Annotated in this window: 19 protein-coding genes; 14 read left to right on the top strand and 5 right to left on the bottom strand. The window is 73.1% G+C overall.

Annotated features, from left to right (window positions below):
• Positions 1-106: 106 nt before the first annotated feature.
• Complete coding sequence (locus ACWIX7_RS13365; protein WP_448622018.1) at positions 107-1,099, bottom strand: aldo/keto reductase; 993 nt, start codon at positions 1,097-1,099, stop codon at positions 107-109.
• Between the two features lie 107 nt (positions 1,100-1,206).
• On the opposite strand from ACWIX7_RS13365, the gene ACWIX7_RS13370 reads away from it, so the two are divergent.
• Genes ACWIX7_RS13370 through ACWIX7_RS13385 form a run of 4 tightly spaced genes read left to right on the top strand, consistent with a single transcriptional unit; the run spans position 1,207 to position 4,955 of the window.
• Positions 1,207-2,157: a siderophore ABC transporter substrate-binding protein gene (locus tag ACWIX7_RS13370; protein ID WP_448622019.1), complete on the top strand. Its 951-nt coding sequence runs from the start codon at positions 1,207-1,209 to the stop codon at positions 2,155-2,157.
• Positions 2,158-2,161: 4 nt separating this feature from the next.
• Positions 2,162-3,190: an ABC transporter permease gene (locus ACWIX7_RS13375; protein ID WP_448622020.1), complete on the top strand. Its 1,029-nt coding sequence runs from the start codon at positions 2,162-2,164 to the stop codon at positions 3,188-3,190.
• A complete protein-coding gene (locus ACWIX7_RS13380) occupies positions 3,187-4,200 on the top strand; it encodes an iron chelate uptake ABC transporter family permease subunit (protein ID WP_448622021.1) in 1,014 nt (337 codons plus the stop codon). Before ACWIX7_RS13375 ends, ACWIX7_RS13380 begins: the two co-directional genes overlap by 4 nt.
• Positions 4,197-4,955 carry an iron ABC transporter ATP-binding protein gene (locus ACWIX7_RS13385; RefSeq protein ID WP_448622022.1) on the top strand — a complete coding sequence of 253 codons (759 nt, stop codon included), beginning with the start codon at positions 4,197-4,199 and terminating at the stop codon, positions 4,953-4,955. Before ACWIX7_RS13380 ends, ACWIX7_RS13385 begins: the two co-directional genes overlap by 4 nt.
• Before the next feature lie 18 nt (positions 4,956-4,973).
• Here ACWIX7_RS13385 and ACWIX7_RS13390 read toward each other — a convergent pair whose 3' ends face one another.
• The 3 genes from ACWIX7_RS13390 to ACWIX7_RS13400 all read right to left on the bottom strand — a co-directional run bounded on the left by ACWIX7_RS13390 (position 4,974) and on the right by ACWIX7_RS13400 (position 7,880).
• Positions 4,974-6,662 (bottom strand): alpha/beta hydrolase, encoded by a 1,689-nt coding sequence (locus ACWIX7_RS13390; RefSeq protein ID WP_448622023.1) that lies wholly within the window; start codon positions 6,660-6,662, stop codon positions 4,974-4,976.
• 517 nt (positions 6,663-7,179) lie between these two features.
• Positions 7,180-7,518, bottom strand: a complete 339-nt coding sequence (locus tag ACWIX7_RS13395) for a DUF1330 domain-containing protein (RefSeq protein WP_448622024.1) — start codon at positions 7,516-7,518, stop codon at positions 7,180-7,182.
• Positions 7,515-7,880 carry a nuclear transport factor 2 family protein gene (locus ACWIX7_RS13400; RefSeq protein WP_448622025.1) on the bottom strand — a complete coding sequence of 122 codons (366 nt, stop codon included), beginning with the start codon at positions 7,878-7,880 and terminating at the stop codon, positions 7,515-7,517. Before ACWIX7_RS13400 ends, ACWIX7_RS13395 begins: the two co-directional genes overlap by 4 nt.
• Positions 7,881-8,036: 156 nt before the next feature.
• Here ACWIX7_RS13400 and ACWIX7_RS13405 point away from each other — a divergent pair, with 156 nt between their 5' ends.
• The 3 genes from ACWIX7_RS13405 (at position 8,037) to ngg (ending at position 12,549) form a co-directional block, all read left to right on the top strand.
• Complete coding sequence (locus ACWIX7_RS13405; RefSeq protein ID WP_448622026.1) at positions 8,037-8,828, top strand: helix-turn-helix domain-containing protein; 792 nt, start codon at positions 8,037-8,039, stop codon at positions 8,826-8,828.
• 185 nt (positions 8,829-9,013) lie between these two features.
• Positions 9,014-10,795, top strand: coding sequence for an N-acetylglutaminylglutamine amidotransferase (locus ACWIX7_RS13410; RefSeq protein ID WP_448622027.1), 1,782 nt, complete (start codon positions 9,014-9,016; stop codon positions 10,793-10,795).
• Between the two features lie 38 nt (positions 10,796-10,833).
• The gene (gene ngg / locus ACWIX7_RS13415) at positions 10,834-12,549 is read left to right on the top strand and encodes an N-acetylglutaminylglutamine synthetase (protein ID WP_448622028.1); all 1,716 of its coding nucleotides are present in this window, start codon (positions 10,834-10,836) and stop codon (positions 12,547-12,549) included.
• 63 nt (positions 12,550-12,612) lie between these two features.
• Here ngg and ACWIX7_RS13420 read toward each other — a convergent pair whose 3' ends face one another.
• Positions 12,613-12,900: a helix-turn-helix transcriptional regulator gene (locus ACWIX7_RS13420; protein WP_448622029.1), complete on the bottom strand. Its 288-nt coding sequence runs from the start codon at positions 12,898-12,900 to the stop codon at positions 12,613-12,615.
• Positions 12,901-13,076: 176 nt separating this feature from the next.
• On the opposite strand from ACWIX7_RS13420, the gene ACWIX7_RS13425 reads away from it, so the two are divergent.
• The 7 genes from ACWIX7_RS13425 to ACWIX7_RS13455 all read left to right on the top strand — a co-directional run bounded on the left by ACWIX7_RS13425 (position 13,077) and on the right by ACWIX7_RS13455 (position 20,863).
• On the top strand, positions 13,077-14,120 hold the full coding sequence (locus ACWIX7_RS13425; RefSeq protein WP_448622030.1) for a TerC family protein: 1,044 nt from the start codon (positions 13,077-13,079) through the stop codon (positions 14,118-14,120).
• Between the two features lie 100 nt (positions 14,121-14,220).
• A complete protein-coding gene (locus ACWIX7_RS13430; protein ID WP_448622031.1) occupies positions 14,221-14,598 on the top strand; it encodes a fluoride efflux transporter FluC in 378 nt (125 codons plus the stop codon).
• Positions 14,595-14,948 (top strand): fluoride efflux transporter FluC, encoded by a 354-nt coding sequence (locus ACWIX7_RS13435; protein WP_448622032.1) that lies wholly within the window; start codon positions 14,595-14,597, stop codon positions 14,946-14,948. The genes ACWIX7_RS13430 and ACWIX7_RS13435 overlap by 4 nt, the downstream gene beginning before the upstream one ends.
• A gap of 47 nt (positions 14,949-14,995) precedes the next feature.
• Positions 14,996-16,411, top strand: a complete 1,416-nt coding sequence (locus ACWIX7_RS13440; protein ID WP_448622033.1) for an alpha,alpha-trehalose-phosphate synthase (UDP-forming) — start codon at positions 14,996-14,998, stop codon at positions 16,409-16,411.
• On the top strand, positions 16,408-17,172 hold the full coding sequence (otsB, locus tag ACWIX7_RS13445) for a trehalose-phosphatase (protein WP_448622034.1): 765 nt from the start codon (positions 16,408-16,410) through the stop codon (positions 17,170-17,172). The genes ACWIX7_RS13440 and otsB overlap by 4 nt, the downstream gene beginning before the upstream one ends.
• Before the next feature lie 183 nt (positions 17,173-17,355).
• Positions 17,356-18,966: a methyl-accepting chemotaxis protein gene (locus tag ACWIX7_RS13450; protein WP_448622035.1), complete on the top strand. Its 1,611-nt coding sequence runs from the start codon at positions 17,356-17,358 to the stop codon at positions 18,964-18,966.
• A 286-nt stretch (positions 18,967-19,252) separates the two neighbouring features.
• Positions 19,253-20,863: a methyl-accepting chemotaxis protein gene (locus tag ACWIX7_RS13455; RefSeq protein ID WP_448622036.1), complete on the top strand. Its 1,611-nt coding sequence runs from the start codon at positions 19,253-19,255 to the stop codon at positions 20,861-20,863.
• Positions 20,864-20,981: the final 118 nt, after the last annotated feature.

Genomic DNA, 20,981 nt, shown 5'->3' on the forward strand with positions numbered 1-20,981 from the left:
CTCACCATCAGGGCCCGCTGGCCCCGTCCCGGGCTCCGCCCTGAGCCTGCGGAGGGTGGGGAGGAGGGGGTCCTCCCCCGAGGGGTGGGGGCAAGGTGGTCCTGTTTCAGCGGTGCACGCTGGACATGTCCGGGTAGCGGTCCCCCGCCGTGGCGCCCACGGGCGCGGCCTCGTCCAGCCGGCGCAGGTCGTCGTCGGTCAGCCGGACGTCGGCGGCCGCGGCGTTCTCCTCGAGGTAGGCCACCCGCTTGGTGCCCGGGATGGGCACGATGGTCGGGTTGCCCGCGCGGTCGCTCTGCGCCATCACCCAGGCCAGCGCGAGCTGGGTGGCGGTCACGCCCTTCTCGTCGGCGATCTCGCGGACCCGGTCGACGAGCTCCAGGTTCCTCGCGAAGTTCTCGCCCTGGAAGCGCGGGTTGTCCCTGCGGAAGTCGTCGGGGGCGAGGTCGTCGATGCTGCGGATCTGGCCGGAGAGGAAGCCGCGGCCGATCGGTGAGTAGGCGACGAAGCCGATGCCGAGCTCGGCGCAGGTGGCCAGCACGCCGTCGTCCTCGGGGTCGCGGGTCCACAGCGAGTACTCGGTCTGGACGGCGGTCACCGGCTGCACCGCGTGCGCCCGGCGGATGGTCTCCGGCGCGGCCTCGGAGATGCCGACGTGGCGCACCTTGCCCGCCTCGACCAGCTCCCCCAGCGCGCCCCAGGTGTCCTCCACCGGGACGGTGGTGTCGACCCGGTGCTGGTAGTACAGGTCGAGGACGTCGACGCCGAGCCGCTGCAGCGAGGCGTCGCAGGCGCGGTGCACGTAGTCGGGCCTGCCGTTGATGCCGAGGAACGAGCCGTCCTCACCGCGCTCGTTGCCGAACTTGGTGGCGAGCACCACCTCGTCGCGCCGGCCGGCGATGGCCTTCCCGACGAGCCGCTCGTTGGTGAAGGGGCCGTACATGTCCGCGGTGTCGAGGAAGGTGACGCCGAGGTCCAGCGCCCGCTGGATGGTGCGCTCGGCCTCCGCCCGGTCCCCGGTGCCGTAGAACTCGCTCATCCCCATGCAGCCCAGTCCCTGGGCCGGGACGGTCAGCCGTCCCAGTGTGCGGATCTCCATGGTCACTCCCCTGCCCGACAGGACCCGGTTGACACGTGCAACGAGGGGTGTGGCAGGTTAGGCATGCCTCACTTAGCCACGCCTCACCTCTGTACGACAGGAGCACGATGCGCACGCAGGCCCGGCCGCTGGCCGCCCTCTCCCTCACCGTGGCGACCGCCCTCGCCGTCAGCGCCTGCGGCGGCAGCGAGGACACCACCGCCGAGGCCGCCGCGGGAACCGACGAGGTCACCGTCACCCACGCGCAGGGCGAGACCGCCGTCCCGGCCGACCCGCAGGAGGTCGTCGTCTTCGACGTCGGCGTGCTGTCGACGCTGGACAGCCTCGGCGTCGAGGTGGCCGGCGTGCCGGAGGCGACCTACCCGGAGTCGCTGGCGAAGTACTCGGGGGACGAGTACGCCAAGGTCGGCTCGCTGTTCGAGCCGGACTACGAGGCGGTCAACGCCCTCGAGCCGGACCTGATCATCGTCGGTGGGCGCTCGGCCGCGGTGTACCCCGAGCTCGCGGAGATCGCCCCCACCATCGACCTGACGGTCGACAACCAGGACTTCCTGGCCTCCTTCGAGGAGCGGGTGACCACCCTGGCGGAGGTCTTCGGCCAGGAGGACGCCGTCGCCGACCGGCTGGCCGCGCTCGACCAGCGGGTCGCCGAGGTGCGGGCGGCCGCGCAGGGCGCCGGCGACGCGCTGTTCGTGATGACCAACGCCGGCGAGGTCAGCGCCTACGGCCCCGATACCCGCTTCGGCCTGGTCTACGACGAGCTGGGGCTCACCCCCACCGACGAGGGGCTGACCGCCGCCGACCACGGCGACGCCGTCTCCTTCGAGTACATCGCCGAGAAGGACCCCGACATCCTGCTGGTGCTCGACCGTGACGCCGCCATCGGCGAGTCCGGTCAGGCTGCGCAGCAGGTGCTCGACAACGAGCTGGTCCGCGGGACGACGGCGTGGGAGGACGACGACGTCCACTACCTCGACTCGTCCGTCTGGTACATCGCGCCGAACGGCCTGCCGTCGGTCGAGCAGATGGTCGAGGAGGTCGGCGCGGCCGTCGCCTGACCCGATGACGAGTACCGACGAACGACGCGGCGGCGCCGCACCCACCGGGGTGCGGCGCCGCCGCGGTGTGCAGCGGTGGCACGTCGCCGCCGCGCTGGTCGGCCTCGTGGTGGCGGGCTCGGCGTCCCTGTTCATCGGGGTCGGCGACCTGGCACCGGCCGACCTGCTCGACCCCGACGAGGCGCAGGCGCGGGTGCTGTGGACCAGCCGGGTCCCCCGGCTGCTCGCGATCCTGCTGGCCGGCTCGGCGATGGCCGTGGCCGGGATGGTGATGATGCACCTGACGCGCAACCGGTTCGTCTCCCCGCAGACCGCCGGGACGACGGAGTGGGTGGGCCTGGGCATCGTCGTCGCCACGCTGTGGTTCGGCGGGAGCTCCGTGCTCGGCAAGATGTCGATCGGCGTGGTGTTCGCCCTGGTCGGCACCGCGCTCTTCGTCTGGCTGCTGCAGCGGATGGTGCTCACCGACGTGGTGGTGGTCCCGCTGGTCGGCATCCTGCTCGGCGGTGTGGTCACCGCGGCGACGACCTTCCTGGCGTACCGCTTCGACCTGCTGCAGTCGATGGACGTGTGGATGAACGGCGACTTCTCCGGCGTCCTGGCCGGCCGCTACGAGCTGCTCTGGCTGGTGCTGGCCGCCACCGTGCTCGCCTACCTGTGGGCCGACCGGTTCTCCGTGGCGGGGATGGGCGAGAGCTTCGCGATCAACCTCGGCGTCGCCTACACCCGCGTGGTCGTGGTCGGCCTGGCCATCGCCTCGGTCGTCACTGCGATCGTCGTGGTCAGCGTCGGCTCGATCCCCTTCCTCGGCCTCGTCGTCCCCAACCTGGTGACCCTGGCGATGGGTGACAACCTGCGCCGGGTGCTGCCGGTGACCGCGCTGACGGGGGCGGCGTTCGTGCTGGTCTGCGACGTCCTGGCCCGCACCATCCGGTACCCGTACGAGGTGCCGGTCGGCATGATCGGCGGGGTCGTCGGCGGCGTGCTGTTCATCTGGCTGCTGCTGCGAGCCCGGAAGCGGGCGTTCACGTGACCGAGCTCGCGAGGTCGCGCCGGAGGCAGGGCGCCGCCGTGCTCACCGCGCCGCAGCGGGCCACCCGCCGGCGGCGCACGCTCGTCGTACTCGGCGTCCTGACCGCCGTCGCCGTCGCCGCGTTCCTCACCGTCGACGTCACCGGCTCCTGGGACTACGCGCTGCAGCAGCGCGGGCGCCGGCTGGCCGCCATGGCGGTCGTCGCCGTGGCGGTCGCGGTCTCCACCGTGCTGTTCCAGACGGTCACCAACAACCGGATCCTGACCCCGGAGATCATGGGGTTCGACCGGCTGTTCGTGCTGATCCAGACGGTCGGGGTGTTCTTCCTCGGCGCCTCCACCGTCACCACGACCGACCCGCGGCTGCGCTTCGCGATCGAGGTCGTCGTGCTGATCGGCTTCGGCGCCGTCCTCTACCGGTCGCTGTTCGGCCGCACCGAGCGCGACGTGTACGTGCTGGTGCTCCTCGGGGTGGTGCTCGGCTCCACCTTCACCAGCCTCACTCTGCTGGCCTCCCGGCTGATCGACCCCAACGAGTTCCTGACCCTGCAGGACCTGCTGTTCGCCAGCTTCAACTCCGTCGACCGGCAGCTGCTGGCGCTGTCCGCCGTCCTCGTCGTCCTGGTCACCGCAGGGGTGTGGCGGCTGCTCCCCCGGCTGGACGTCATCGCGCTGGGGCGGGACACCGCCGTCGGCCTGGGCGTCGACCACCGCCGGGTGGTCAACCGAGCGCTGCTGGCCGTCGCCGTCCTCGTCGCCGTCGCCACCGCGCTGGTCGGGCCGATCACCTTCCTCGGCCTGCTGGTGGCCAACCTGGCCCGCCAGCTGCTGGGCACCCACCGGCATGCCTGGGTGCTGCCCGGTGCGGCCCTGCTCGGGCTGCTCGCCCTGGTCGGCGGCCAGCTGGTCCTCGAGCAGGTGTTCGGCTTCAACTCCAGCCTCAGCGTCGTCGTCAACTTCGTGGGCGGGATCGTCTTCATCGCCCTGTTGATCCGGGAGCCCCGCCAGTGATCGAGATCGAGTCCGTCTCCAAGTCCTACGGCGCCGTCCGCGTGCTGGACGACGTCTCGCTGACCATCCCGACCGGCGGCATCACCTCGCTGATCGGCGCCAACGGCGCGGGCAAGTCCACGCTGCTCTCGGTCGCCGCCCGGCTGCTGCCGGCCGACAGCGGCCGGGTGCGCGTCGACGGTCTGGACGTGGCGACGACGCCCGGCCCGGTGCTGGCCCGTCGGCTGGCCGTGCTCCGGCAGGAGAACGCGATGTCGGTGCGGCTGACCGTGCGCGAGCTGGTCGCCTTCGGCCGCTTCCCGCACTCCGGCGGTCGGCTGACGCCCGAGGACCACCGCCAGGTCGACGAGGCCATGGCGTGGTTCGAGCTCGGCCCGCTGGCCGACCGGCACCTCGACCAGCTCTCCGGCGGGCAGCGGCAGCGCGCCTACGTGGCGATGGTGATGTGCCAGGGCACCGACCACGTGCTGCTGGACGAGCCGCTGAACAACCTCGACATGCGGCACGCCGTCCAGATGATGCGGATGCTCCGCGGCATGGCCGACGAGCTGGGCCGCACCGTCGTCCTCGTCGTGCACGACGTCAACGTGGCCTCCTGCTACTCCGACCGGATCGTCGCGATGCGGGAGGGACAGCTGGTCGCCGAGGGCCCGACGTCCGAGCTGATGACGCCGGAGCTGCTGCGCAAGGTCTTCGACGTCGAGGTCGAGGTCCACGAGCTGGCCGGACGGCGGATCGGCGTCCCCTGGTCCTGACCCGACCGGGTGAACGGCCTACCCGACTGCCACGCCCGTCCGGATGGCGCCGGTGAGGGCGGATGCCGGCACCGGGTCGAACGCCCCGCGGTCCTGGGTGCACACCGTCCCCGCCGGTGGAGTGGCCCCGGTGAGCAGGTACAGCGTGGTCGCCGAGGCCGCGCAGGTGCTCGTGCCGAGCGAGGTGTGCCCGACGCCGTCGACGGTGAGCAGGGTGCTGTTGGGCAGCAGGTCGTGCACGACCACCGCGTTGCGGTAGGGGGTGGCGGGGTCGTACCGGTTGCCGATGACGAGCACCGGGTTGCGGGTCCAGCTGTTCCACGGGCCGGTGTGGCGCTCGGTCGAACGGCCGGCCCACGGCGCGCACACCAGCCCGAGGTAGGCCCACCGGGAACCGACGTAGGGCGCGGTCGTGGCGTCCAGCGCGCGCCCGACCTCGCCGTAGCGGTAGGGGTCGTCCGGGTTGTCGGTCTCGGCGCAGGTGATGGCGGCGCTCGCGTCGGGGTAGTTGGCGTAGCCCTCCGGCGTCGGCGGCTCCGGCAGGCTCTCCAGGACGGCGGCGACACCGGTGCCGTCGCCGAGGTACACCGCCTCCAGCAGCTCGCCGAGGACCGGCCACGTGTCCGGGGTGTAGAGCAGGCTCACGGTTCCCGCGACCAGCATCGAGTAGGTCACCGGCTGCGCCGGCTGGTCGGGCATCGGGACCATCAGCGGGGCCGTGCGCAGCCGGGCGGCGAGCTCGGCGTACTTCTGTTCCGGACTCCCGTCGGCGGCGAACGCGCACAGCTGCGGTCCGGCCTCCCCGCACAGCTCGAAGAACCGGTTCAGGGTCTCGGTGCTGCCCACCTCGCCGCGCTCGCGGACCGAGCTGATGGTGCCGGGAGGGCCGCTGGCCCACGCGGGGTCCACCGCGCCGTCGAGCACCAGGGCGCCGGTGCGGGTGGGGAAGGTGTTGGCGACCACCTGGCCGAGGAAGGTGCCGTAGGACAGGCCGTACAGGTTGATCCGCTCATCCCCCATCGCCGCGCGCAGCACATCCAGGTCGCGGGCGAACTGCAGGGTGCCGACGTGGTCCAGCAGGTCGCCGTTGCGTGCCCGGCACTCCTCCGCGAACGCGCGCACCTGCGCGATGGCCTGCTCCTCCTGGACCCGGTCGGTGGGGAAGTCGGCCAGCGTGGCGTAGGGCAGGGCGGCCTGCTCGGCGGTGCTGCCCGTGCAGCGTACCGGCTTGCTCTCGCCGGTCCCGCGGGGGTCGACGCCGACGAGGTCGTAGCGCGCGAGTACCTCGGGCGGGAGCAGGAGCCGGCCCACCTCACGCACGATGTCCGCCGCTGAGCCGCCCGGGCCGCCGAAGTTGACGAACAGGGCGCCGATCCGGTTCGCCGGGTCGGCCGCGGGCAGGCGCACCATGTGCAGGCTGAACGCGCGGCCCTGCGGGTCGGCGTAGTCGTACGGGACGTCGACGTCGGCCTGCTGGTAGCCGTCGCCTGCGTCCACCCAGGTGATCGACGGCACCGGCACGCCCGGTACGCCACCCGGTGGGGGCTCGCCGCGACCGTCACCCTGCGGCTCCGTGGCGGCGGGCGCTGCCGGAGCGGCGGCCGCGACGCCGCCGAGCGGGACGGCGAGCAGGGCGGCGGACGTCGCCGCCGCACAGGCAGCGGCGGCGATCCGGCGCCGCAGGCGGTGGCATGAGGTGATCGGCATGGGTCCCCCCGTGGTCGGCTCGCGCACCTGGCCGTCTCGGGCTCGTCCGGCTCCGTCCGCCGAGCACTGTGCCGGTGTCCCCACCGCCCGCGGAAGTGCCGACCGCGCGGTGCCTTCTGCGATGCCGAGGTCGTCGAGGTGGTCGCCGGCCTGCGCCGTTCCGGTGGGTCCGTCCCTGCAGGTCGACGTGACCTCGGAAGTGTCAGTGGCCGAACGTGCGTTCGGGTCGTGCAGGAGGTCGCGGGTCCGGGGTCGCCGACCACGGCGTCCCCCACGCCCACGGTGGGGCCACCGACTGCGCCAACCTCTGCTGCCTGTGCCGCAGCCACCACCGGCTCAAGACCTCCGCCCGCGGCTGGTGGTTCACCATGAGCGACGACGGGGTCCTCACCGTCACCACCCCGTCGGGCGTCTCCCGCAGCACCCGGCCACCCGGCATGCGACGACTCGCCTCCTTCCTGACCGAGGGCGCCCACCGGATCGACGGCCCGGGATCGACGTCCCGGGCCGCCCGCGGTCACGGAGCCGGAGCCAGGACGTCGGTGGCGCGGTGCGGCCCGGTGACGCCTTCCACCAGGACCGCCCAGCCGGTGCTGGACCCCGTCCGGAGGCCCACGATCTCCTGGTAGGCCGCCGACGAGTACCAGGCGCGGGCACCGTCGGCGTCCGGGAAGCCGATGACCACCAGGTCGCCCTGCCACGGGCCCTCGACGACCTCGGCGCGGGCGCCGTGCACCAGGAACTGCCCACCGAAGGGCTCGAGAGTGGCGTCGATCCGGGCCAGGTACTCGGCGATCCCGGGGCCCATCATCACCGTCTCGAGGTGGGCGACGGCATAGGAGCCGAACCCGCTCACTGCTGCGGGACCCGGTCGAGGAAGCCGGAGACCCGGGCGAAGCGGCCGTCCCCGTCGGTGACGGCCACGTCGGAGCCGATCACCGGCGGCTCCTCGCCCTCCGGACCCAGGCTCCAGGTGAACCGCACCTGGTCGTGGTGGGCGTCGACCGGCCCGGCGAGCCGGAAGACCCAGCCCGGGAACTGCTCGTGCACCGCGACGATCGCCGCCTCGATGCCGTCGTGCCCGCGGACGTCGACCAGCGGGTCGACGTAACGGGCGTCCTCGGTGAACAGCGCCGCGACCGCCCGGCGGCGGGCCTGCGGCTCGGTCTCGTTCCACGCGGCGATGTACCGCTGGACCTGGGTGGTGTCCTCGGGCACGGTGCGTCCTCCTCGCTGTCGGGTCGGCGCCGGGGTGGCTCCGGCCTGGACCCGAGGCTGCGCGAGGACGGGCCGCCCGTCGATGACCTGGCAGGTCATGCGCACCTACCTCCGAGGTAGGTGTCGGGCGGCCGCGGCGCCCGTAGCGTCCGGGCCGTGACGGCGACCCCGACCCGCTCCACCTTCGGGCCACTGCTGCGTCAGTGGCGCACCCGGCGCCGGCTCAGCCAGCTCGACCTGGCCGTCGAGAGCGACGTCTCCGCGCGGCACATCAGCTTCCTGGAGACCGGCCGGTCGCAGCCCAGCCGCGAGATGGTGCTGCGGCTGGCCACCCAGCTCGACGTCCCGCTGCGCGAGCGCAACCAGCTGCTGCTCGGGGCCGGTTACGCACCCGAGTACCGCGCCCGCTCCCTCGATGACGCGGAGATGGCCCCGGTCCGCGCCGCGGTCGACGCCGTGCTGCGCGCCCACGCACCGCACCCGGCCCTCGCCGTCGACCGGCACTGGGACCTGGTGAGCGCCAACGCCGGCGTCGACCTGCTCACCCGCGGGGTCTCGGCGCACCTGCTCGAGCCACCGGTCAACGTCCTGCGACTGAGCCTGCACCCCGACGGGCTGGCCGGCCGGATCCGCAACCTGGCCGAGTGGCGTGGCCACGTGCTCGGCCGGCTGGCCCGGGAGCTCGCCGTCACCGGCGACCCCCGGACGCGGGCGCTGCTGCACGAGCTGGCGGCGCTCCCCGGCGGCCGCAGCCACGGCGCGACGAACGCCGTCGCCGTCCCCCTGCGGCTCGACGCCGGCGGCCGGGAGCTGGCGTTCCTCAGCACCGTCACGACCTTCGGCACCGCCGTCGACGTCACCCTCGCGGAGCTCAGCATCGAGGCCTTCCTGCCCGCCGACGCGGCGACGGCGGAGGTCATGGCCGCACTGGCGGCCGACGGACCCTGAGGCCGCCCGCACCCCCACCACGACCAGCGGGACGTCGACGGCGCGGCCGCTGGGACGCCGATCGGCGGAGCGAACGCGGTGGCGGGTCCGCCCCGCTGTTCCACGTGGAACTCGGCTGTGTTGCACCGGTGTGACGTGAGCCCCGGCCGCTCGCGCAGGCCCGGCCGGTGGGGTTGGATCACCACATGTGCGGCCTCTCCGGTGAGATCCGGTTCGACGGCTCCCTGGCCGACACCACCGCCGTGGCGCGGATGGTCGAGTGCCTGGTCCCCCGCGGGCCGGACGGCCAGGGTGCCTGGAGCAACGGGCGGGTGGCCTTCGGGCACCGCCGGCTGTCGGTCATCGACCTGTCGCCGGCCGGCAGCCAGCCGATGGTGGACAACGAGCTCGGCCTCACCGCGGTCTTCAACGGGTGCATCTACGACTACAAGGAGCTGCGCGCCGAGCTCGAGGGCCACGGCTACCGCTTCTTCTCCACCTCCGACACGGAGGTGATCCTCAAGGGCTACCACCACTGGGGCACCGCGGTGGTGGAGCACCTGCACGGCATGTTCGCGTTCGTCATCACCGAGCGCGACACCGGCCGCGTGGTGCTCGCCCGCGACCGGCTGGGCATCAAGCCGCTCTACCTGGCCGAGACGCCCGGTCGGCTGCGCTTCGCCTCCTCCCTGCCGGCGCTGCTGCAGGCCGGGGACGTCGACACCTCCATCGACCCGGTGGCGCTGCACCACTACCTCACCTGGCACGCCGTCGTCCCCGCGCCGCGGACGATCGTCAACGGCGTCCGCAAGCTGCCCCCGGCCACCGTGCGGGTGGTCGAAGCCGACGGCACCTCCCGTGAGCACCGCTACTGGGAGGCCCGCTACGAGCGCCGTCCCGAGCACGCGAGCTGGTCCGCCCGCGACTGGGAGGACGCGATCGAGGAGGCGCTGCGGGTCGCCGTCCGACGACGGCTGGTGGCCGACATCCCGGTCGGCGTGCTGCTCTCCGGCGGCCTGGACTCCAGCCTGATCGTCGGCCTGCTCGCCGAGGAGGGGCAGTCCGGCCTGGCCACCTACTCGATCGGCTTCGAGGCGGTCGGCGGCCGCGAGGGTGACGAGTTCCAGTACTCCGACGTCATCGCCGAGCGGTTCAGCACCGACCACCACCGCATCCGGGTCGCCTCCGACGAGCTGGCCGCGGCGCTCGGCCACGCCATCCACGCGATGGCCGAGCCCATGGTCAGCCACGACGTCGTCGCCTTCGACCTGCTCTCGGAGCGGGTCAGCCAGTCGATCCGGGTGGTGCAGTCCGGGCAGGGCGCCGACGAGGTCTTCGCCGGCTACCACTGGTACCCGCCGCTGCAGGGCGTGGACCGCGAGCAGGCGGTGGAGACCTACGCGAGGGCGTTCTTCGACCGCGACGCCGCCGACATGGCCCGGCTCGTGACCGACCGCTACGCGGTGGACGGCGACCCGAGCCTGGAGTTCGTCCGCCGGCACATGTCCGCGCCGCACGCCGACACCGCCGTGGACGCCGCGCTACGCCTGGACAGCGAGGTCATGCTCGTCGACGACCCGGTCAAGCGGGTGGACAACATGTCCATGGCCTGGGGGCTGGAGGCCCGGGTGCCCTTCCTCGACCACGACCTGGTCGAGCTGGCCGCGATGTGCCCGCCGGAGCTGAAGCTGGCCGACGGCGGCAAGGGCGTGCTCAAGGCGATCGGCCGGCGGATCATCCCGCCGGAGGTCATCGACCGGCCCAAGGGCTACTTCCCGGTCCCGGCGATCACCCACCTCGAGGGCAAGGTGCTCGACCTGGTGCGCGACGCGCTGACCGACGACGCCGCCCGCGAGCGCGGGCTGTTCCGGCCGGAGTACGTCGACCGGCTGCTGGGCGACCCGAACGGCGAGCTCACCCCGCTGCGCGGCAACAAGCTGTGGCAGCTGGGTCTGCTGGAGCTCTGGCTGCAGGCCCACGGGGTCTGAGCGTGCCCCGGATCGCGGGGCACCGGCGGCGCCTCCCGGTGTCCGAGACCCCCTCCACCAGCCGCCCCTGGCAGCAGGTCTCCGAGCACCAGCGGCAGGGGATGGCCTCCGACGTCGTCCTGGACCTGGCCTGGGGCCGGCTGGTCTTCGGGCAGACCTTCTCCAGCCTCGAGGGCATCGTGAAGGCCCTGCGCTCGGAGGAGAGCGGTCGGCGCGACATCTGCATCTACCCGCGCGACCCGCACGTGATGGTCGGGATGGCGCCCGACGAGCTGTTCATCGACCCCAGCTACGTCTACCGGCTCGACCTGCACCGCTACCGGCCCCGTGCCGAGCTCATCCGCGGCGTCTTCGTGCGCACGGTGACCGCGCTGGACGAGATGCGGCAGGTCAACGACATCTACGCACGCAACGGCATGGTCACCGGGGACGCCGACACCATGTGGGCCAACCACCGCACCCGGTGCTTCACCTACCTGGTGGCCGAGGACCGGCGGACCGGCCGGATCGTCGGCACGGTCACCGGCGTCGACCACGTGCTCGCCTTCGGCGATCCGGAGGGCGGGGCCAGCCTGTGGTGTCTGGCCGTCGACGCGCAGGACGCCCCGCCCGGCACCGGTGAGGCGCTGGTGCGGGTGCTGGCCGAGCGCTACGTGGGCCGCGGCCGCGCCTACCTCGACCTGTCGGTCATGCACGACAACACCGGGGCGATCGCGCTGTACCGCAAGCTCGGCTTCCACCGGGTGCCGGCGTTGTGCGTGAAGCGGAAGAACCCGATCAACACGCCGCTGTTCGCCGCCCGCCCGCCGGGGCTGGCCGAGCTCAACCCCTACGCGCGGCTCATCGCCGAGGAGGCGCTCGAGCGCGGCATCCGCGTCGAGGTCAACGACGCCGAGTGGGGCGAGATCCGGCTGTCGCTGGGCGGGCGCACCGTGCTCACCCGGGAGTCGCTGTCGGAGTTCACCAGCGCGGTCGCGATGAGCCGCTGCGACGACAAGCGGGTCACCCGGCGGATCATGGAGCGGGCCGGCGTCCTCGTGCCCCGCGGCGCGACCGTCACCGAGGACGACCTGGAGGCCGGCCGCACACTGCTGGCCGAGTGCGGCGAGGTCGTGGTCAAGCCCGCTCGCGGGGAGCAGGGACGGGGCATCACCGTCGGTGTGCGTGAGGAGGCGGCGCTGGACCGGGCGGTGCGCCTGGCCCTGCACTACTGCCCCGACGTGCTGGTCGAGGAGCTCGTCGAGGGCCAGGACCTGCGGGTCGTCGTCATCGACCACGAGGTGGTGGCCGCCGCGGTGCGCCGTCCCGCCGAGGTGGTCGGCGACGGCCGCTCCCCCGTCACCGAGCTGGTGCGCAGCACCAGCCGCCGGCGGGAGCGGGCCACCGGCGGTGAGTCGAGCATCCCGCTCGACGACACGACCGCCGAGGTGGTCGCCGAGTCCGGGTACGCCATGGACGACGTCCCGCCGGTGGGTGAGCGCGTCCAGGTCCGGCGGACGGCGAACCTGCACACCGGCGGCACCATCGAGGACGTCACCGACCGACTGCACCCGGCGATCGCGCAGGCCGCCGTCCGGGCCAGCCGGGCCATCGGCATCCCGGTGACGGGGCTGGACTTCCTGGTGCCCGACGTCGAGGGCCCCGACCACGTGTTCATCGAGGCCAACGAACGGCCGGGGCTGGCCAACCACGAGCCGCAGCCGACCGTGGAGCGCTTCGTCGACCTGCTCTTCCCCGAGACCCGCCGGCGCTGAAGGAGGACCCCGTCCCCCCACCTTCCGCATGCTCGGGGCGGGACCAGGGACGGGGCCGACTCGTCACCGGGTGAAGATGGCGAGCAGGTCGTCGACCTCGCGGTGGGCCGTGCTCGGGTGCCGGAACGGCCGGTGTGGCCGAACCTCGTAGTGGGTGCGGCGGCCCCGGCGGCTGCGGGTGACGTAGCCGGCCTCCTCGAGGTCGCGCAGGATGGCCAGGACGGCGCGGGACGTGATGCCGACCCGTGCGGCGATCTCCTCGACGCGTGCGTCCGGATCGGCGGCGACCGCGAGCAGCACGTGGCCGTGGTTGGTGAGGAACGTCCACGACGGACGCGGGTCGTCGGTCACGGGTCTCCTCGGCGGGCTGGCACGGACAGCTGAAGTCTGCTTCACTCGTCCTCGGAGGGGAGTATCCCCGCAGCGCTCCGTCGCCAGTACGTCCCCAGCTGGAGGGGTCCGGCGGAGCGAGCCCGAGACGGGGCTGGGAGAGACCTCCGGTCGGTTCCGATCGGAGGAGGTCCCCCGTGGACGTCTCGCTGTCCCTCTGGCTGGCCGTGCTCGGCCTGATCGTCGGCATGCTCGCCGTCGACCTGTTCGCCCACCGCCGCGCGCACGTGATCGGCGTGCGCGAGGCGGCCGCGTGGTCGGCGGTGTGGGTGGTCATCGGCGTCGCGTTCGGGGCCTGGGTCTGGTGGGCCCACGGCGCCGAGTTCGGCCAGCAGTACTTCGCCGGCTACCTCATCGAGAAGTCGCTGGCCGTGGACAACGTCTTCGTCTGGGCGATCGTCCTCACCTTCTTCGCCGTGCCGCGCGAGTACCAGCACCGCGTGCTCTTCCTCGGGGTGCTCGGCGCGCTGGTGCTGCGGGGGCTGTTCATCGCCGGCGGCTCGGCGCTCATCGGGAGCTTCAGCTGGGTGCTGTACGTGTTCGCGGCCTTCCTGATGTGGACCGGGTACCGGATGCTCCGCCAGCGCGACGAGCACATCGACCCTGCTCGGTCCCGGACGCTGCGGCTGTTCCGCCGGTACGTGCCGATGACCGACGCCTACCACGGGCAGCGGTTCCTCATCCGGCGGGACGGCGTCCTGCTGGCCACCCCGCTGCTGGCCGTGCTGGTGCTCGTGGAGGTCACCGACGTCGTCTTCGCCGTCGACTCCATCCCGGCGATCTTCGCCGTCACCGAGGAGCCCTTCCTCGTCTTCACCGCCAACGCCTTCGCCGTCCTCGGCCTGCGGGCGATGTACTTCCTGCTCGCCGACCTCATCCACCGGTTCGTGTACCTCAAGGTGGGCCTGGCGCTGGTCCTGATGTGGGTCGGCGTCAAGATGCTGCTCAAGATCGACGTCTACTACATCCCGACGACCGTCAGCCTGGCCGTCATCGCCACGATCCTCGGCGTGGCGGTCGCGGCGAGCCTGCGCGCCACCCGCGGCCAGGGGCCGCAGGCGCTGCAGCCGCCGACCACTCCCCCGTTCCGCGTGGCGACCCAGGAGGAACTGGCGGCGCTCGAGCCGGTGTGGCGTCGCCGACGCGACACCGTCGACGAGCCGGTGCAGCCGGCCTCCTGATGCCCGGCGATCATGGACCTGCGGTGGTGACACACCGGAAGGATGCGGTGTGTCGCTCCCGGCACGTCATGATCGCCGCGGATGACGGGAGGACGGGACCGTGGCGTACCTGCTCGCGGCGCTCGGTGGCGCGCTCGGCGCGCTGGCCCGCTGGGGTGTGGCGACGGCGCTGCCGCACTCCCCCGGCGGGTGGCCGTGGGCCACGCTGCTGGTCAACCTCACCGGCTGCCTGGTGTTCGGCGCGCTGATCGCGGTCCTGACCGCCCGCTCCCCCGAGCCGCCGTGGGCGCGGCCGTTCCTCGCTGTTGGCGTGCTGGGCGGCTACACGACCTACTCCGCGTTCGCGGTCGAGACGGTGGGGCTGGCCGAGGCCGGCGAGCCGCTCCTGGCCGCCGGCTACGTGCTCGTCTCCGTCGTCGGCGGCGTGCTGGCCGTGGCCGGCGGCGCCCTGGCGGTGCGGGCCGCCCGCGACCGGTGACGCCGCTGCTCGTGGTGGCCGGTGCGCTGGTCGGCGCCCCGCTGCGGCTGCTGGCCACCCGGCTGGCGGCCCGCAGCGGGGGCGACCCGGCCCGCGGCACGCTGACCGTCAACGTCGTGGGCAGTGCACTGCTCGGCCTGGTGCTGGGGGCCGCCGCCACTCCCCCGGCGGTGGTCGCCCTGGTGGGCACCGGCTTCTGCGGGACGCTCACGACCTTCTCGACGTTCGGCGCCGACGTGGTGCGGATGGTCGAGCAGCGCCGGCTCGCCCGCGGGCTGGCCCACGTGCTCGCCACCGTCGTCCTGGGGGTGGGGGCGGCCGCGCTGGGGTACGTCATGGCCCCGGGGTGAGCATGGCGCTGCCGGTTCCGGCCGCGCTCAGTAGGGTCGGGGGCGGTATGGCTGGGACAGCGGCAGGAGACGAGAAGGCGGACAGCCCCGTCGTCGTGGTGGCCAACCGGCTGCCGGTCGACCAGGTCACCGACCCCGACGGCAGCACCCGCTGGCAGCGCAGCCCCGGCGGCCTGGTGACCGCGCTGGAGCCGTTCGTGGCCGGCCGTGGCGGCGCCTGGGTCGGCTGGTCGGGGTCGGCCGGCGAGGCGCCCGAGCCCTTCGAGTCCGGCGGGATGTCGCTGGTCCCCGTGCCGCTCTCCGAGGAGGAGGTCGACCAGTACTACGAGGGCATGTCGAACGCCTCGCTGTGGCCGCTGTACCACGACGTGGTCGAGAAGCCCGAGTACCACCGGACGTGGTGGGACACCTACGTCCAGGTCAACAAGCGTTTCACGGAGCGGGCCGCCGAGGTGGCCGCCGAGGGCGCGATCGTGTGGGTGCACGACTACCAGCTGCAGTTGGTGCCGGCCATGCTGCGCCAGCAGCGCCCGGACCTCACCATCGGCTTCTTCCTGCACATCCCCTTCCCGCCCTACGAGCTGTTCACCCAGCTGCCGTGGCGGTCGGCCATCGTCGAGGGCCTGCTCGGCGCCGACCTGGTGGGGTTCCAGCGGCCCGCCGCGGCGGCCAACTTCGTGCAGCTGGCCCGCCGGCTGCACGACCTGCCCGCCCGCGGCTCGACGATCGAGTACGACGGCCGCACGGTCACGGCGCGCGCCTTCCCCATCTCCATCGACGTCAAGGCGTTCGAGGAGCTGGCCAACCGGCCCGACGTCGTCAAGCGGGCGGAGGAGATCCGCGCCGAGCTCGGCAACCCGCGGAAGATCATCCTGGGCGTGGACCGGCTGGACTACACCAAGGGCATCGCCGTCCGGCTCAACGCCTTCCAGGAGCTGCTGGAAGACGGCGTCGTCGAGGTCCCCGACACGGTGATGGTGCAGGTCGCCACGCCCAGCCGGGAGCGGGTCGAGCACTACGTGCACATGCGCGAGACGATCGAGCAGCAGGTCGGCCACGTCAACGGCGTCTTCGGCACCCTCGGCGGGCCGGCCGTCCACTACATCAACCAGTCGGTGCCCCGCGAGGAGCTGGCCGCGCTCTACCGGGCCGCAGACGTCATGCTCGTGACGCCCTACCGCGACGGCATGAACCTCGTGGCCAAGGAGTACGTCGCGGCCCGCAGCGACCTCGGCGGCACCCTGGTGCTCTCCGAGTTCGCCGGCGCCGCCGCCGAGCTCAAGCAGGCCTTCCTGGTCAACCCGCACGACATCGCCGGGGTCAAGAACCAGCTGGTGCGGGCCCTCCGGATCGAGCCGGCCGAGGCGGCCAAGCGGATGCGCGCGATGCGCCGCCACCTGGCCCGCAACGACCTCGAGCACTGGGCCAACTCCTTCTTCGACGCGCTGCAGGCGAAGGCGTGAGCCGGCCGGCGGCGGCCACCGGCGCGCTGCCGGCCGACCTCGCCGAGGCGCTGGCGGGGGTGGCCGGACGGCGGCCGCTGCTGGTGGCCAGCGACTACGACGGCGTCCTCGCGCCCCTGGTGGACGACCCCTCGGCCGCCGTGCCGCTGCCGGGGGTAGCAGGAGCGTTGGCGCGGCTCGCCGCCCGTGACGGCGTCACGGTGGCGCTGGTCAGCGGGCGGGGCGTGGCCGACCTGCGGGCGGTGAGCGGCTTCGAGGGCCCCTACCGATGGGTCGGCAGCCACGGGGCCGAGTACGACAGCCCGCTGACCGGCGAGCTCGCGGCCCGCCGCGACGCGCTCGCGGAGCGGCTGGCCCCGCTCGTCGCCGCAGTGCCGGGCGCCCGGCTGGAGGTCAAGCCGGCCAGCGCGGCGGTGCACGTGCGGCAGGTGACCGACCGCGCCGCGGCGGCCGCGCTGCTGGAGCGGGCCCGCGCCGCGGCTGATCCGTCACTGACGCTGAAGCCGGGCAAGGAGGTGCTCGAGCTCGCGGTCACCGACGCCGACAAGGGCACCGCGTTGCTGCGGCTCCGCGACGACCTCGGTGCCGTCGCGGCGGTCTACCTCGGCGACGACCGCACCGACGAGGACGCCTTCCGCGCCCTCTCCCCCGGCGACCTCACCGTCAAGGTCGGCGAGGGCGAGACCGCGGCCCGCTACCGGGTCGCCGACCCGGCCGCCGCCGTCCGCCTGCTCGAGACGCTCGCCGACGCCCTGGACTGACGACCATCCCGGCGCCCGGGAATGGCGCGGGATGTCGACAAACCGGTCCGCGGAATGCGGTCGCCGACATTTCTCGGGCGGAGTCGCGCGACACGCTCGGAGATGGGGTGGACGCGACGAGGGAACGGTTCACCATTTCCGCCGCACACACCTCGTCGTGCCATCCGGCCCTCAGGAGCACCCATGTCTGATCGCACTTCCTCCCCCTCCGGGCGCTCCGGAGGCTGGTTCGCCGACCGCCCGATCGGCGTGAAGATCGGGGCCGCCGTCGCGGTGCTCGCAGTGGTCGCGGTCGCGATGACCGTCCTCGCCGTCCTGCGTATCGGGTCGCTCAACGCCGCCGCGGCCCGGATCAACGACAACGTCGTCACGCTGTCCGACCTGGCCGAGATCCAGCGCTCTTACCAGGGCGACCGCGCCCGGTACACGCAGTACGGCCTGGCCGACCCCCAGACCCGGGCCACCCTGCGCACCGAGCTCGCCGAGCGGCGGCAGACCCTGGAGGGCCAGCTCGACGCCTACGCCGAGGTGACGGTCAACAAGGAGGCCTTCACGACCTTCCGGGGTCACCTGGACGACTACTACGCGATCGCCGACGGGCAGCTGGTCCCCGCGGCCGACGCCGGCAACCTGGTCGCCGCCGGGCAGATCCTCAGCGGTCCCCTGCAGCAGGCCACCGACGTCATCATGGACGAGTACTCGGCCATGCAGGAGCGCCGCGTGGCCGCTGGGCAGACCGACACCGACGACGCCCAGAAGATCGCCGACACCGCCGTCCTGACCCTGTGGCTGTCGCTCGCCGCCGGCATCACCGTCGCCGGTGGGCTGACCGTGTTCGTCGTCCGGCGGATCACCCGGACGGTGCGGTCGGTGCAGACGTCGGTCGAGGCCCTCGCGGCCGGTGACCTGACGGTGGCGCCCGAGGTGCGGGGCCAGGACGAGCTGGGCCGGATGGCTGGCGCGCTGGGCGTGGCCCAGGAGAGCCTGCGCGCCGTGCTGTCGTCCGTGGCCTCGTCGGCCGACGCGGTGGCCGCGTCGTCGGAGGAGCTGTCGGCGTCCTCGGCGCAGATCTCCGCGTCGGCGGAGGAGACCTCCGCGCAGTCGGGCGTGGTGGCCGGTGCCGCCGAGGAGGTGTCGCGCAACGTGCAGACGGTGGCGGCAGGTGCCGAGCAGATGGGCGCGAGCATCCGGGAGATCGCGACCAACGCCGCCGAGGCCTCCGACGTCGCGGCCCGCGCGGTCACCGCTGCCGAGACGACGACGGCGACGGTCGCCAAGCTGGGGGAGTCCTCGGCGGAGATCGGCAACGTGGTGAAGGTGATCACCTCGATCGCCGAGCAGACCAACCTGCTGGCGCTGAACGCCACCATCGAGGCCGCCCGCGCCGGGGAGGCCGGCAAGGGCTTCGCCGTGGTGGCGAACGAGGTCAAGGAGCTGGCCCAGGAGACGGCCAAGGCGACCGAGGACATCGCCCGGCGGGTGCAGTCCATCCAGGGTGACACCAGCGCGGCGGTGGCCGCGATCGGGGAGATCTCGCACATCGTCGCGCAGATCAGCGACCGGCAGACGACGATCGCGAGTGCGGTGGAGGAGCAGACCGCGACCACCACGGAGATGTCCCGGTCGGTGGCCGAGGCCGCCGGCGGCTCGGGGCAGATCGCCGAGAACATCACCGGGGTGTCGGCCGCGGCCGACTCGACGACGCAGGCGCTCACGCAGACGCGTGCGGCGGTCGACGAGCTCTCCCGCATGGCCGCCGACCTCCGGACCTCGGTGGCTCGTTTCACCTACTGACGCACTGCACTGCGGCTCCCGGGGCGGCGGTCGGGGATCCCCCGGCCGCCGCCCCGTCGCCATTCCGACGGCTGATCAGGAATGGCGACGCATCGCTGCACAGTCGTCGAGTCGACACCTCCAGGACGGTGACCGAACCAATTCGGCCCTCCGTCCTGGACACGCCCGGAATTGCGCCGGACGGATCACTTCCGTACTTACCGTTCTGCCAGTGACGCCGGCGCCCCGAGACGGGGGTCCCGACGGCGCGCTCCCCGCATCGTCTGCACCTGCCCAGGAGGGCTCCATGACCACCCCTGCCCGCCCGCCCCGCTCCCGGGCGAGCTGGTTCGCCGACCTGCCGATCGCTGCCAAGATCCTCTCGATCATCTCGTTCAGCGCCCTGGTGGGCGTGCTGCTCTGCGTGGTCGCCGTCGGCCGCATCGGCGACCTCGACGAGAGCCAGCGGGACATGTACCAGGGCAGCGTCGTCGCCTTCTCCGACCTGGACGCCATCCAGGCCACCTACGAGGAGGTGCGGCAGGGCTACACCGCCTACTTCCTGGCCGACCCGGTGACCCGGACCAGCCTGAAGACGCAGCTCGCTGCCGGGCAGGCCGCCCTCGGCGAGCAGCTGGACGCCTACGCGCAGATCACCGAGCACCCGGACCGCTTCACGACCCTGCGCGGCGACATGGAGAGCTACCTCGAGATCAGCGACGGCCAGATGGTCGCCGCGCTCGACGCCAGGGACGCGGCGACGGCCGGCGCCGTCGCGGCCGGACCGCTGGTGCAGGCGCAGGACGCCGTCACGGCGGACCTCGCCGACCTGCGGACGGTGCTGCGGGACGAGGCCGACGTACAGGCACACGAGGGCGCCGAGGAGGCGACCTCGGCCACGGTGATGCTGTGGACCATCCTCGGCGTCAGCGTCGGCATCGGGCTGGTCCTGGCCCTGCTCGTGGTGCGGCGGATCGTGCGATCCGTGAAGTCGGTCCAGCGCTCGGTGGACGCCCTGGCCGCCGGCGACCTGACCGTCGCCCCCGAGGTGACCGGCGGCGACGAACTGGGCCGGATGGCGCTCGCTCTGACGACGGCGCAGCAGAGCCTGCGCCAGGTCATGGCATCGGTGGTCTCGTCGGCGGACGCGGTGGCGGCGTCGTCGGAGGAGCTGTCGGCGTCCTCGGCGCAGATCTCCGCGTCGGCGGAGGAGACCTCCGCGCAGTCGGGCGTGGTGGCCGGTGCCGCCGAGGAGGTGTCGCGCAACGTGCAGACGGTGGCGGCAGGTGCCGAGCAGATGGGCGCGAGCATCCGGGAGATCGCGACCAACGCCGCCGAGGCCTCCGACGTCGCGGCCCGCGCGGTCACCGCTGCCGAGACGACGACGGCGACGGTCGCCAAGCTGGGGGAGTCCTCGGCGGAGATCGGCAACGTGGTCAAGGTGATCACCTCGATCGCCGAGCAGACCAACCTGCTGGCGCTCAACGCCACCATCGAGGCCGCGCGGGCCGGGGAGGCCGGCAAGGGCTTCGCCGTGGTGGCCAACGAGGTCAAGGAGCTGGCCCAGGAGACGGCCAAGGCGACCGAGGACATCGCCCGGCGGGTGCAGGCGATCCAGGGCGATACCACCGCGGCGGTGGCCGCGATCGGGGAGATCTCGCACATCGTGGCCCAGATCTCCGACCGGCAGACGACGATCGCCTCGGCGGTGGAGGAGCAGACCGCGACCACCAACGAGATGTCCCGCTCGGTGACCGAGGCGGCGTCCGGCGCGGGGCAGATCGCGCTGAACATCAGTGGGGTCTCCGGGGCTGCTGATTCGACGACCCAGGCGCTGACCCAGACCCGCACCGCGGTCGACGAGCTCTCCCGCATGGCCGCCGACCTGCGCACCAGCGTCTCCCGGTTCAGCTACTGAGCACTCCCCGCCGGCCGGGCTCCCCGGCCGGCGGGGTCGGGTCTCCCCGTTGGGCTTGACCTGGCCACCCCTCCCGCCGATCACCTCCCAGAGCGCACGCGCCCTCCTGGTACGAAGA

The organism is Geodermatophilus sp. URMC 65 (genome assembly GCF_053502545.1).

What these genes read in the sequence shown, in the direction of transcription:
- ACWIX7_RS13365 (WP_448622018.1), bottom strand. Translation starts at nt 1,099, where the DNA reads ATGGAGATCCGCACACTGGGACGGCTGACCGTCCCGGCCCAGGGACTG.
- ACWIX7_RS13370 (WP_448622019.1), top strand. Translation starts at nt 1,207, where the DNA reads ATGCGCACGCAGGCCCGGCCGCTGGCCGCCCTCTCCCTCACCGTGGCG.
- ACWIX7_RS13375 (WP_448622020.1), top strand. Translation starts at nt 2,162, where the DNA reads ATGACGAGTACCGACGAACGACGCGGCGGCGCCGCACCCACCGGGGTG.
- ACWIX7_RS13390 (WP_448622023.1), bottom strand. Translation starts at nt 6,662, where the DNA reads ATGCCGATCACCTCATGCCACCGCCTGCGGCGCCGGATCGCCGCCGCT.
- ACWIX7_RS13410 (WP_448622027.1), top strand. Translation starts at nt 9,014, where the DNA reads ATGTGCGGCCTCTCCGGTGAGATCCGGTTCGACGGCTCCCTGGCCGAC.
- ACWIX7_RS13440 (WP_448622033.1), top strand. Translation starts at nt 14,996, where the DNA reads ATGGCTGGGACAGCGGCAGGAGACGAGAAGGCGGACAGCCCCGTCGTC.
- ACWIX7_RS13450 (WP_448622035.1), top strand. Translation starts at nt 17,356, where the DNA reads ATGTCTGATCGCACTTCCTCCCCCTCCGGGCGCTCCGGAGGCTGGTTC.
- ACWIX7_RS13455 (WP_448622036.1), top strand. Translation starts at nt 19,253, where the DNA reads ATGACCACCCCTGCCCGCCCGCCCCGCTCCCGGGCGAGCTGGTTCGCC.